Origin of the sequence: Bacillus sp. FSL W8-0770 (genome assembly GCF_038008705.1) — a bacterium.
Classification (GTDB): Bacteria; Bacillota; Bacilli; order Bacillales; family Bacillaceae_G; genus Bacillus_A; species Bacillus_A cereus.
On record NZ_JBBOZR010000001.1, the window covers coordinates 749,927 to 763,052 of the forward strand.

The following is a 13,126-nucleotide window of genomic DNA, read 5'->3' on the forward strand; positions in this document are numbered from 1 at the left end:
TTATTTACTTTCTTTATATAAAATGAATGTGGCAACAAAAGCAGTGATAACTGCAATAGCGAAACCAATTATATAGTGAATCATGTTCATCATGCCAAGAGGTGCAACAATTGTAAGCATCGGAATACCTGTTAAACCGTATGCATTAGCCGCCACTTGCATCCAAACAACGTAAGCGCCGCCAATTGCGCCGCCAATAGCTGCTGCAATAAATGGTTTACCAAGTTTTAAATTGACACCAAAAATAGCTGGTTCTGTAATTCCTAAAAATGCTGAAGCTGCGGCCGGAATTGCAATTTCTTTCGTTTTTTTGTTTTTTGTTTTGAAATAGACAGCTAAAGTAGCACCGCCCTGTGCAACGTTCGCCATTGACCAAATAGGGAGTAAGAAATTGACACCGATATCTTTATTTGCGAGTAAGCCTGCTTCAATAGCGTGGAAGCTATGGTGTAAGCCAGTAAGAACGATTGTTGAATACAATCCGCCGAATATAAGTCCAGCTACTGGTCCTGCAAATTGATAGATTGTATTTAAAAGGTACGTAATGCCGTCACCGATTTTATATCCAATTGGTCCGATAATAATAAGTGATAAAAAGCCAGTTATAATAATTGTTAAGAATGGTGTAACTAATAAATCTAAAGAGTTCGGAACACGTTTTCGAAGTTCTTTTTCAATTGTACTCATAACATATACGCATAATAAAATAGGTAAAACAGTACCTTGATAGCCAATCATATCAATATCCATACCAAAGAAATGTAAAACAGTTGGTTTTGCATTTGAAAGAGTCCAAGGATTTGTTAAGCTTGGGTGAGTTAATATACCACCAACAACTGCACCTAAGAAAATGTTTCCACCAAATTCTTTAGCGGCACTAACTCCAATTAAAATAGGTAAAATAATGAAAGCTGCACTTGAGAACATATCAAGTAATTGGATAAGTGAGTGATCTCCAGGAACTAATTTAAACGCTTTCAACATTCCGAGTAGACCCATAAGTAAACCGCTTGCGACGATAGCTGGAATAATTGGAACAAAAATATTAGATAGTGTCTTTGCTAGGCGGGCGATAGGATTCATTTTTTTCTTAGGTATATCGTTTGATGTTGTAGAATCTAGTTCGGCTATTCCAATTAGTTTTGAGAATTCATCATATACTTTGTTTACTATGCCAGTTCCAAAAATAATTTGATATTGCTCGGTCGTTGCGAAAGCACCTTTTACTCCATCGATGTTTTCGATTTCTGCAGCGTTTATTTTCGTATCATCCTTTAATATAAGACGAAGGCGAGTCGCGCAATGTGTGGCACGGACAATGTTTTCCTTTCCACCAATGTTCTGTATTACTTGAGTTGCAATTTGTTTCATATCCATAAAAATTCCCCCTTACTATAAATTTTCTTATATGGAACCGGTTCCTTAAGGAACTAAAATAAAAAACAGGGAAATGATGTTGAAAATCCTGTTTTTAAAATGTGGAACCGGTTTTAATTTTATTATAGAGCGCCTTTATATTTTGTCAACGCTTTCTTGGATTTTTAATGTATAACGAGAGTGTAATATTTTTGGTATAGTTTTGTTTTCAACAAGCTGTGAAAGAGAAGTGGCAGCAAGCTTTCCAGCATACTCATAGTCAAACGCAATTGTCGTTAAACTAGGGTGTACCATTTCTGAAATATCATATCCACCGAATCCTGTTACAGAAATATCACCTGGTACAGAAAGGGAGTGGGAGTGAATGACTTTCATTGCGCCAAGAGCGATGTTATCTGTAGCACATACGATAAGAGTTGGGCGATTATTATCTAAAATATGTTGTACTTGTTTCATGGCATCTTCTATGCGGAAAGTTGTTTCGTAATATGAAACGTTGCAAGTTGGTTCTAAATTTTCAATTGCTTTTTGAAAACCATTTTTTCGATTTATTCCAACAGAAATATCATCTTTTCCTATCCCTAAATAGGCAATATGTCGATGGCCTTGTGATAAAACGTATGCCCCTAACTCATACGCTGCATCATAATCATCGTGAACGAGGCAATATTGATTTTTATATTCTTGCCCGACGAATAAAATAGGGATGTTTGAATTAGCCATAATTTTTTGATGTTCATTCGTTAATGTTTTTGTTAATAAAATAATGCCAGCTACCTTTTGTTTTATAAAGTTTTCAATTGCTTGTATTTCAGTTTCGGTTGTTTGATTTGCATTTGCTACAAGCATTTGATAGTTATTTTCCTGTAATGTTTTATCGATCCCGATAAGTGTTTTCATTGTAGCGAAGGAGTCTAATCGGGGGATGATGACACCAATTAAATTTGTTGTTTTTGCTTTTAAACTTTGAGCAAATGTATTGGGAGAGAAATTTGTTTCCTGAATAATACCTTCGATTTTAAGTTTTGTTTTATCACTTACATATCCGCCGTTTAAGTAACGAGAGACTGTGCTTTTTGCAACTCCAGCCAATTTGGCGATATCTGCAATTGTTTTAGCCATAGTATTTCACCTTCGTATTCATAAAAATGTTAACTTTATTATAGGGAGAATTAGAGATGACGTAAACAAGAAGAGGGAAAGAAAAAACCACCTCACGTATATGAGGTGGAATAATTGTTAATATTTAGGCTTAAATGTATGACAACAAGTTTCTACACTCGTTGCTACAGAACTTTCTAGCGTCTCGTTTGTTAAAACAGCAGCTGTATATGAATCATTTTCAGTTTGACCAGTTTCATCTGCATCAGGCTGAACGATGATCGCACTTGCTTGACAAAAGTTACCTTGTCCCCAAAAAGAACAGTTGGAAACAGAACATCTTACTTCTGGCATAAAACCCCCTCCTTATACATTAGTGTGGGATTTTACACCCATTTCATGTGTAGAAGGAGTTTCCTTTTCTCGTTACTTTTTCGTTTGCTCAAGCCATTCTTTTAATTTATCTTTCGGCTGTTCACCGCTAATACGGCTCACTTCTTTGCCATCTTTAAAATGAATGATTGTTGGTGTTCCTTGAATTTTATATTCATCCCAAGGAGCATCTAATTTTTCAATATCCATAACTTTCATATCAACGTTTAAGTCTTTAGCCATTGGCACTAGGACAGGAGATAATTTTTGGCAATGAACGCAAGATGTTTGATAAAAGTATACTGTTTCTTCTTTTTTCTCTTTTAAGTTCTTTTGAAGATCTGAAAGAGAGATTTTATTTGTGTAGTAGTCAGGACCGTTTGTCTTACTTTCAGTAGGATTATCAATCTTTTGGCTAGTTGAAGCGTTTTTTTCTTCCATTTGTGTTACAGCGAAAATTGCCGCAAACAAGGCGATAATAATACCACCAAATATAAGCATTTTTTTCATTCTTTCATCTCCTTATTTGTTTTTGATGACAATAAAGCTACAAACAGCGATTGTAATAAAGCCGATAAGTGCTAAAAACGGGATTGTAATAAAACCAAACCAGTTTATAAATTCTCCGGTGCAGGGTACACGACCGCAAGCTGCTCCAGCAGCTGAAAACGCTGGGACTTTTTGAATTGCATAGTGATATAAAGAAATACAAGCACCAATACTTGCAATTGGTAAAGAATAACTTGCGATGCGATAATCTTTTTTTGCTACAGCGATACCGAGCCATAAAACGAATGGATACATAAAAATACGTTGATACCAACAAAGTACACAAGGCTCAAATTTCATGATTTCGGAAAAATAAAGACTTCCCAGTGTAGCGATAAAAGAAGCTCCCCATGCGGTAAGTAAAGCATATTCTTGCTTTTTTTCTCGTCCCATATTTTATACCTCTCTTATAATAGTTACATACTAAATTATAGTATGAAGTGGTATGGAAAAGAAAGAAAAAATATGTTTATCAATAAAAGTTTTATGAGGAGAAACTTTTATTGATATAAAAATTTAAAAAAAGCGCCATTCTCCGGAAGAGAATAGCGCTATAGTTTACATTTGAATTTGTTCTACTTCTTCTACATGCGACTTTTGGGATGCGTGGTCAATATATTGAAATAGGAGCTGCAATTGTTTATCAACTTCTGGCAGTTCCTTGCTGTATTGATAAGCGTGTAAAAAATGCTCAATACGCTTAGAAAATAATTGATCGTTCGTTTGAACCATAAGAACGAGTAATTTATCCCAATTACAGCAATACGTGTAATAGAGAGCTTTATCATAGTCGTTATATGTTTGCACTGTGTACCCTCCTTACCGAGAGTTATATATAGTGTGTGATAAGTAAGGAGAAATACACTTGAAAGAATTTGTTAAGAAAAAATGAGAATGAAAAGAAAAAACGAGGAATTCCCTCGTTTTTTAAGCTTTTGGCATTGGCGTAGGTGTTGGTTTGCCATAGCCTTCTTTGTATTTATTATCGATATAGTTACGAATTTCAAGCGTTGATTTTCCTTTTTGTTTCATGGAAGCAGATTCAACTGCAATTTCTAGGCAATTGACGCAAGTCGTTGCATGGGAGTCCCAAACAACTTCACCATTCTTTTTAATTTCACGAATAAAGCAGTTTTTATTATTTTTATGTCCTACACTTTCACCGCAACCACAATAGCATGGAATCCAATCTAATAGCTCTGCATTTTGTCCAGCGACGGTGTAGATATCTTTCATTTGTGGATCAAGCTTATCTAAGAAGGTTGGAAGTGTGTCGACTCCTTTTGTTTTCTCTTGAATGTCAGCTTGCTGAGTGTGCGATGCGTGGTCATGTTCTTCTTGTTTTGATTCAGAAGATTTTTGGTCATTTGTACCAGTACTTCCGCATCCAGCAAGAATTAAGCTTAGTACTGCAAGTAAAGAAAATACATACTTTTTCATTCGCTTGTCCCCTTTACAAATGTATTAATCAAATTGTATCAGAGATTACGGTGTATCGGTTGAAGATTTTTTTGACTGATTTTTGAAGCGCCATCTTAGCGAATGGAATAGAAATAAAATTGGGATATAAGCGTATACAATATATAAACCCGCTTGAGATAGTACGGTATTTAATGTGTTGATACTTTCACGGTTTGTGAAAAGTAGAGAAGCTGAAAATATGATGAAAATAAAAAACGGTAATGTAAATTTAAATGAAATATGAAAGGAACGCTTCATCGTTTGACATGATGACCAAATGGTTAAGCAAAGGTTTGGTAAAATAATTAAAAACCAAACGAAAATAATAATATATTCAAAGCGCTGAATAAAAGGAACTTTAATTATTTTTAACATCGTTAAAGTAGGCCAAATAGTACGGTTTAATTGTCCCTCGCTGTAATACATAAAAGATACGATAGCTAAAACTACATAAATTAAGGTGCTAAAAGCAATTCCAGCATGGGCCCATCTTTTTAAAGATTTTCCTTTTTCAATAAAGGGATAAAAGATAAGAATTGTTTCAAACCCTAGAAATTCCAATGCAGAGTGTTTTGCAGATATAAGCATGTCAAAAGGTGAATGTGTAAAAATAGGTAAAATATTACGAAAATGTGCATACTTCATCGGATAGACTAAAAAGAATACAACGAACATAGGAAGAACAATACCCCAAAAACATATCCCTGTCACAGAACGGAAGCCACCTTTTATAATGTAGTAAGTGACTAATAAAAACATAAGCGTAAGCTTCCATAACTTAATGGTAGGGAAAATCCAAACTTGTATCACTTCCATATATGTACGAAGAACAGTAAGGCAAAATAATAAGCAATAAAGAGTGAAAATTACAGAAAATATAGAGCCAACCCATTTTCCAAAGGTTGTTGTATGAATACTAATTAAATCTCCGTCTTTTTCAAGCATTTTTAACATACAAAACAGTACAATATGAGTTGCAATACCTGCAATAATAAGAGAAATCCAAGCATCATAACCTGCATTTTTCAAAATTACACGTTGATATCCGAGAATTCCTATACCAATCTGGAGAGAATGCAATAAAATAAATGCAAAATATGGAGATACTGTCTTTGTTTTATTCATTGTATTCATTGCTTATTTCACCTCACTATTCTCCGATTCCAGATTGTACAATATTAAGATCTAAATTTATATCTACCGCTACATTTTTATACATATTTCGAATTTGTCTTATATTCCATTTTCTCGTATGGCTTCTAATTTCATCTCGTATTCCTAACGGATCAATTTCCTTTTCTTGAAATTGTTTTATTAAATCTTCACAGTCTTTTTCGACATTTCGTTCAATTTGTTTTTTTATATAGTTGATATTTGTTTCTTTTCTTAAATCAATCCAATTAGGAGAGTTTTTAATTAATCCATTTAATTTTAAATGGATTTTTACTTTTGGTATGTCGCCAGTTTGATCTATATCATATTTGTTTTTCCCAGCTAAGTTTTGTATCACAACCATACCTTTATGTTTATCCTTTTTTATTGCTGCTTCGTAACGTCCATTTTTCGTAGGATTAATAAGTAATTTTGCTAAAACAGAATGTCTTTTATCCGTATACATGACGACTTTATCGCCTTTTAAAAAGGCAAGTCCTTTGACAGCGACAGAATGATTATCGTCCATTTTAATATAAGGAACATAGGCATCACATACAGAAGAGTAATAATTATATAAAAAAATGTTTAATTCAGTTTGTGGAATGTTCTCATTTCTTATATTTTGCTCGAGTAAATCAGCAATATATAAAGACCCATTTTTTTTCCCGTAATTTAAAAGCTCTTCAGCCGATCCATCTACAATGGCTAGTTGTACATCACGCCCGATATTTGGGTCACGTTGTAAGTTAGTAATAATCTCTCTCATTCCGCGTTCTCCTAGAGCCTTTCCAAATAGGACGACACGCATTTGACCTACAACAACATTGTGAGGAGATTTCGCATTCAATCGTGAAGCAATTGTTTCAAGTGAACGGGCAGATGTTGTTTGAGTCTCTGGCTTAGACTTTACACCATGTGTGTACTCTGGGAATAGAATAGTTCCTTGGAATTTTTTGTTTTTTGTGATGTCAAATCCAGCAATATGAATAATACGCTGTGCATCCACTATATACGTTTGTGTACAGCCAGTTTGTAAAACGAAGAAGATAATGATAAGGTGCAATAAAATTTTCTTCATTCATTCTCACCATCACGTTTTTGCTTCGATTTGTTTGGATTGTAGCGCCATTTTGATTTTGGTCTAAGAAAAGAAGGTCTTTGAGCCGTTTGGCTAAATGGTAATCGAAGAAAACCTTCTGCTGTACCTAAACCACGAAATGGATATAAAGGTAATAAATAAGGTGATCCAAGTGATTTTAATTTAATTAAATGAGCTAAAATAAATACAAATCCGACAGCGAGGCCTAATCCTCCGAATGCACCCGCTAAGAGAATAAGCGGAAAGCGTAACAACCGGATAGTAGAAGACATCTTTACAGTCGGTGTTGTGAAAGATGCAAGGGCGGATAAAGCAACTGCAATTAATAAAATTGTACTTGTTAAAGCTGCTTCAACAGATGCTTGTCCAATTACAATCCCCCCAACAATCCCAATCGTTTGTCCGACTTTCGTTGGTAAACGTGCTCCTGCTTCACGAAGCAATTCAATTGTAATTTCTAAAAAGAGTGCTTCTAGAATAGGAGGGAAAGGTACGTTAGCTCTCGAGAAAATAATAGGACCTAGTAAATCAGCAGGAATCATTTGATAATGATATGTTAAAGCCGCTGTATAAATAGCGGAGGAAAAAAGAGAAAATATAGCTCCGAAAAAACGAATAATACGAAAGAACGATCCAATCATCCACGGTAAATAATAATCTTCTGGTGAAATGAAAAAATCCAGTAACGTTGTTGGTCCTGATAAAGCATATGGAGAGCCATCTGTTAAAATTAAAACTTCCCCGTTAATTAATGCAAATACAGCTCGATCTAGTCGTTCTGTAGGTAATAGAACAGGAAAAGGTGAATTGCTATTATCGCTAATAAATTGCTCAATCATAGTTGCATCAAATGGCACATCAAAGTCAATGTCTTCTAACCGTTGAATTGCGGTGTTGACAAATTGTTCATTTGTAATTCCTTCTATATAAGCAACTGCTACTTTCGTTTTTGATATAGATCCGACGGTAACTTCTTTAAAAATGAGTTGCTCCGTTACGATATTTCGGCGTAATAAGTGGATATTTGTATCAAGGTTTTCAACGAAACCGATTTTAGGCCCGATTACGCTATACTCATTTTCTGTATCGTTATATAATCGTTTTCCTAAAACAGTACTTTCGGCACGAATTAAAGCATATTGATCAGGATTCGAATTGTTTTTTAAGCGTATTAAAATATATCCACCTAATAATTTTTCACGAATATCATCAATAGAAGGGGAGGTAATAATGTCTTCAATAGAGATAATATTACATAAATCAGAGATGTTTTGGATTTGTTCCGATTCCTTTTTTATAGGAGTTAAAATGAATTGTTTAATAATAAGTGCTTCCACGACAGATTTATAATAAAACAAGCACAACGTTTCATCTTTAAGTATGTTATAAGAGACAAAATCGCTTGATTCTTTCATGGTTTGTATAAATTCTGGGATAGAACAAAGTGTTTTTGTATTAGTCTTTTTTGATTTCTTAGATGATAAACCGAACATTTTCTCACCCCTAACTTACATCATTTACTTGTGTTAGTTTTTGGGAAAGACGGGAATTTATACTTAAAAATTGAAAGTTCATAAAGAAAAGGAAGAGTAGTGAAAGCCTCTTCCTTTTTAGCATTTTAATTTGTTTTTTGTTCTTTAATAGACTTCACTAATTTCATCATTTCCGCTCGTATATCTTCTCTTTTTACATTTAATTTTTCGGCAATTTGTTTAATGTCCATTCCATCTTTTTTCATCTTTAATACATCATCAAGAGGGGTATTGCTTTTTTGAGAGATGATTGTTAACACAGTAAGATGACGCAATTTGATGTTATATTCTTTCATTTTTTGCTTTAGCTGATCCGGTGTGGATTTTTGCATAGTTGCTAACTGTTGTAGCAGTGCTTGCTTTGTTTCTTTATTCATATGATGCTTTTTCAGCTTACTTGGATCTACACCGAAATGCTCGGCTGTTTTCTCCCAAGATTTATTTTGCTTATAGTAAGCTAAAACATCTTTTATTTCTTTATTACTAATTCTTGCAATATGAGCAGCTTTCCAAATTTCATGTTTGTTATAGCCGAGTTTTTCTAGCGATTGCACTTCTTCTTCTGGAATTGGTTTATGGTGATGCATTGTTACTTCTTTTGGTGTGGCAGCGGATGTAGGGAAGGTGGATATCCCGCATAATAATGCTGCCATAGTCATACAAACAGCGATTTTTTTGTACATGTAAACTCCTCCTAGATGGATAATGTAGAAAACTGTACACATATCATTTCCATAAAATGTGAAATACTTGTGAACAAATCAAGTTTTTTTATTCACAGTATGAAATGACGTTTTTAGAAGTTTTCCAACATAAAACATTGATTAATAGTAAAAAACTAAGGTATAATCGAAATTGAAAATCAATATCAATGATGACGATAAACTTATACATATAGATAAAAATAAGGGAGAGATAAATATGACTACATATACTTCCATCGCTAATGTGATTAAAGAAAGACGCTCTGTTCGTACATTTACAGATAAAGTAGTAGACAAAGAGTTATTAATTGAACTATTAAACGATGCAACATGGGCACCAAATCATAAACACCGTGAACCATGGAATTGTAAACTATACATCGGAGAAGGCCGCAAGAAATTAGTAGATGCAGTATTAAACTCTTTCACGGAAGAAGAAAGAGCGAAACGCGGTAAAATTTTATCAGATCGTTTTTTAAGCACGCCTGCACAAATCGTTGTATATATAAATGAAGATCCGCGTCAAATTCAACGTGATGAAGATTATGCTGCAACATGTGCATTCATGCAAAACTTCCAACTTCTTGCTTGGGAACGCGGATTAGGTTGCGTTTGGAAATCAGGCGGATTAAACTACAATCCATTATTTATAGAAGGAATCGGTTTAACAAGAGGCCAACGTATCGTTGGAATTCTTCATATCGGCTATTTCGATAAAGCGCCAGAAGGAAAAGCACGTACTCCGATTACGGAGAAGATGGAGATTATTGAAGGTTAATAGATGAGACATTCTCGTTTTTGCGGGGGTGTCTTTTTATTATGCAATCAATCCTCATGAAAGCTTGTTCTTCATCATACACTTTCTTAAGGGAAAGTGTAAGGAGGGAAAATAATGAGAGCAAGTGACGATAAAGCACTGCAATATGCGATTGCGGAAATTACGGAAATTGCGACTGGATTTGGGCTTGATTTTTATCCGATGCGTTATGAAATATGTCCAGCGGAAATTATTTATACATTTGGTGCATATGGGATGCCGACAAGGTTTTCACATTGGAGTTTTGGAAAACAATTTTTCAGAATGAAATTACAATACGATTTAGGACTTAGTAAAATATACGAACTCGTTATTAACTCTGATCCATGTTACGCCTTTTTATTAGATACGAACTCTTTAATTCAAAACAAATTAATTGTAGCGCACGTTTTAGCACACTGTGACTTCTTCAAAAATAATATTCGTTTTTCAAATACGAAGCGAGATATGGTAGAGAGTATGGCCGCAACAGCGGACCGTGTGAAAGCGTATGAGCATAAGTACGGAAAAGCAGAGGTAGAAACATTTTTAGATGCAGTACTTGCCATTCAAGAGCATATTGATCCGTCGCTTATGCGTCCGAAGCTCGCATGGAGTATTGATGATTTAGAAGAGGAAGAAGTAGAAAAGAAAAAGGTATCGCAATACGATGATTTATGGAATTTAGATAACCGAAATAAAAAACAAGAGCGCTCTAATATACGTAAAAAGAAGAAAATCCCACCGCAACCAGAGAAGGATTTACTTCTCTTTATTGAAGAATATAGCCGTGAGTTAGAAGATTGGCAGCGTGATATATTAACGATGATGCGCGAAGAAATGTTATATTTTTGGCCGCAGCTTGAAACGAAAATCATGAACGAAGGCTGGGCGTCCTACTGGCATCAACGCATACTTCGTGAAATGGACTTAACATCTGATGAAGCAATTGAATTTGCGAAATTAAATGCAGGTGTTGTACAGCCATCAAAAACAAGTATTAATCCATACTACCTCGGTATTAAAATCTTTGAAGATATTGAAGAACGGTACAACAATCCGACTGAAGAAATGAAGCGACGGGGCGTAAAACCAGGATCTGGCCGTGACAAAATGTTTGAAGTACGCGAAATTGAATGGGACGTATCGTTCCTAAGAAACTACTTAAATAAAGATCTTGTTATGCGAGAAGATATGTACTTATTCCAGCGCCAAGGAAAAGAATATAAAGTAATAGATAAAGAATGGGAAAATGTGCGTGATCAACTCGTAAATATGCGGACAAATGGTGGGTTCCCGTATTTAGTAGTAGAAGATGGAGACTACTTAAAGAACGGAGAATTATATATTAAACATAGCTACGAAGGAATCGAGCTCGATTTAAAATACTTAGAAAAAGTATTACCATATCTTCATCAACTATGGGGAAGAACGGTGCATATGGAGTCAATTGTGGAGAGTAAGGGTGTTGTGTTTTCTTATGATGGAAAGATGGTGCATCGGAAGTATGTGTGAGGGGAAGAACGGACATAGGATACTGTGTCCGTTCTTTTTTATTTGGAACAAGGTCAAATATGCTATTCTTGAAAAAAGGGAGTTATATAGAGAAATGGAGCGATTAAAATGAGCAAAGTAGGGGTATGTAAGGTTGATATTACGCCGCCAGTCGGTATTGATTTTGTCGGATATCATAGAGAGACAGGAATAAATAATATTGAAGAGCGTATTTATGGGACAGTTTTTGTATTTGAAAAAGATGAAATGAAAACTGTGTTTATAAGTATTGATAATATTGGAATGTTAGTAGAAGATACGAATATGATTCGTGAGCGAGTAGCAAGTAGGCTTCATGTTCCATTTGAGCGAATAACGGTTGTTTATACTCATACGCATTCCGGTCCAGAGACAGTCGGTGATGATCCGCTAGTGCAGTCGTATAAAATGATTTTAGCAAATAATGTAGTACATGGTGCTGTTACTGCGAATAACAATTTGAAGCTATGTGAAGTTGGCTGGGGTGTTACGACAGTTGATATTGGGGTAAATCGAAGAGAGAGAACATCTGATGGAAGAGCGAAGATGGGAACAAATATAGATGGTGTTGTAGATAAGCGAATTGGTATGTTAGCAATAAGAGATGCTGAAACGAAGGAGTTATCTGGAGTTTTAGTGTTTTGTACTGCGCATCCGAATGTTTTAAAAGGTGATAGTGATGAATTATCAACGGATTATCCTGGAATGACGAGAGAGATTCTAGAGAAGTTAGTGAACTGTCCTATTATTATCGTTCAAGGTGCCGCTGGAAATGTGAATGCGAAATATCGCGGTTCAAGGGAAGCGTTAAAACAAATGGCTTACATACTTAGTGGACATATATTAACGATGTTACCAACAGTTACATATAGTCCAATTGTAAAATTAAGGACAGTTTCAAGTATGATGCAAATGAAGTTGAAGGATATTCCTGAAATTGATGAGATACGAAGCATGGCTCGATTAGCCGAGAAGCAGTGGGGCGTGAATACGGATGAATGGCTTGCTATCGTATTAGAGAAATATAGGCAAGGTATTCGGAAGTTACGTATAGATTTAGAAGTTCAACTGTTTCAAGTTAATGATGGTATGTTTTCAGGTATACCGATGGAACCTTTTTCAGAAACTGCCTTAGCAATGAAAGAGAGCCTTCAAAATGAATTGGCTTTCTTTGGTGGATATATGAACGGATATCTTGGTTATTTACCGACAAAAGACGAATATGCATATGGCGGATATGAAGTAGAATTAAGTCCTATTGTGTATGGAACAGTTACAAATTTGTTAATGCCACCGGGAGAGAATACTGCGGAGTTGATTGTGAAAAAGGTTATGGATTTATGTAATATGGTGAAACTTTAATGAGACAGGTTTTTGAACGCAGAGTAAAGAATATGACTTATTGTTTGATTTTGTTAAGTCAATGTAATTAATAATGATAATCATT

General features: G+C 34.9%; 14 protein-coding genes. 3 read left to right on the plus strand and 11 right to left on the minus strand.

What is annotated here, in order from left to right:
* The 11 genes from NST27_RS03890 to NST27_RS03940 all read right to left on the minus strand — a co-directional run bounded on the left by NST27_RS03890 (position 1) and on the right by NST27_RS03940 (position 9,329).
* The gene (locus NST27_RS03890) at positions 1–1,377 is read right to left on the minus strand and encodes a sucrose-specific PTS transporter subunit IIBC (protein ID WP_000367319.1); all 1,377 of its coding nucleotides are present in this window, start codon (positions 1,375–1,377) and stop codon (positions 1–3) included.
* Positions 1,378–1,512: 135 nt separating this feature from the next.
* Complete coding sequence (locus NST27_RS03895; protein ID WP_001140398.1) at positions 1,513–2,499, minus strand: LacI family DNA-binding transcriptional regulator; 987 nt, start codon at positions 2,497–2,499, stop codon at positions 1,513–1,515.
* A 117-nt stretch (positions 2,500–2,616) separates the two neighbouring features.
* Entirely contained in the window at positions 2,617–2,832 is a 216-nt protein-coding gene (locus NST27_RS03900) for a DUF1540 domain-containing protein (RefSeq protein WP_001115481.1), read from the minus strand.
* Between the two features lie 72 nt (positions 2,833–2,904).
* Positions 2,905–3,360, minus strand: a complete 456-nt coding sequence (locus NST27_RS03905) for a thioredoxin family protein (protein WP_000738440.1) — start codon at positions 3,358–3,360, stop codon at positions 2,905–2,907.
* A gap of 12 nt (positions 3,361–3,372) precedes the next feature.
* Complete coding sequence (locus tag NST27_RS03910) at positions 3,373–3,792, minus strand: disulfide formation protein C (protein WP_000532264.1); 420 nt, start codon at positions 3,790–3,792, stop codon at positions 3,373–3,375.
* A 165-nt stretch (positions 3,793–3,957) separates the two neighbouring features.
* The gene (locus NST27_RS03915; protein WP_001195459.1) at positions 3,958–4,206 is read right to left on the minus strand and encodes a YhdB family protein; all 249 of its coding nucleotides are present in this window, start codon (positions 4,204–4,206) and stop codon (positions 3,958–3,960) included.
* 120 nt (positions 4,207–4,326) lie between these two features.
* Positions 4,327–4,839 carry a PCYCGC domain-containing protein gene (locus NST27_RS03920; protein WP_000761029.1) on the minus strand — a complete coding sequence of 171 codons (513 nt, stop codon included), beginning with the start codon at positions 4,837–4,839 and terminating at the stop codon, positions 4,327–4,329.
* Positions 4,840–4,884: 45 nt separating this feature from the next.
* Positions 4,885–5,994: a GerAB/ArcD/ProY family transporter gene (locus NST27_RS03925; RefSeq protein WP_001095041.1), complete on the minus strand. Its 1,110-nt coding sequence runs from the start codon at positions 5,992–5,994 to the stop codon at positions 4,885–4,887.
* Between the two features lie 16 nt (positions 5,995–6,010).
* Positions 6,011–7,093, minus strand: coding sequence for a Ger(x)C family spore germination protein (locus NST27_RS03930; protein WP_000722249.1), 1,083 nt, complete (start codon positions 7,091–7,093; stop codon positions 6,011–6,013).
* Positions 7,090–8,607, minus strand: coding sequence for a spore germination protein (locus NST27_RS03935; RefSeq protein ID WP_000467488.1), 1,518 nt, complete (start codon positions 8,605–8,607; stop codon positions 7,090–7,092). Before NST27_RS03935 ends, NST27_RS03930 begins: the two co-directional genes overlap by 4 nt.
* A gap of 125 nt (positions 8,608–8,732) precedes the next feature.
* On the minus strand, positions 8,733–9,329 hold the full coding sequence (locus NST27_RS03940) for a hypothetical protein (protein ID WP_000276968.1): 597 nt from the start codon (positions 9,327–9,329) through the stop codon (positions 8,733–8,735).
* Between the two features lie 238 nt (positions 9,330–9,567).
* On the opposite strand from NST27_RS03940, the gene NST27_RS03945 reads away from it, so the two are divergent.
* The 3 genes from NST27_RS03945 (at position 9,568) to NST27_RS03955 (ending at position 13,041) form a co-directional block, all read left to right on the plus strand.
* Positions 9,568–10,128, plus strand: coding sequence for a nitroreductase family protein (locus NST27_RS03945; protein WP_000214831.1), 561 nt, complete (start codon positions 9,568–9,570; stop codon positions 10,126–10,128).
* A 114-nt stretch (positions 10,129–10,242) separates the two neighbouring features.
* Positions 10,243–11,661 (plus strand): stage V sporulation protein SpoVR, encoded by a 1,419-nt coding sequence (gene spoVR, locus NST27_RS03950; RefSeq protein WP_001202701.1) that lies wholly within the window; start codon positions 10,243–10,245, stop codon positions 11,659–11,661.
* Between the two features lie 108 nt (positions 11,662–11,769).
* Positions 11,770–13,041: a neutral/alkaline non-lysosomal ceramidase N-terminal domain-containing protein gene (locus NST27_RS03955; RefSeq protein ID WP_047385648.1), complete on the plus strand. Its 1,272-nt coding sequence runs from the start codon at positions 11,770–11,772 to the stop codon at positions 13,039–13,041.
* Positions 13,042–13,126: the final 85 nt, after the last annotated feature.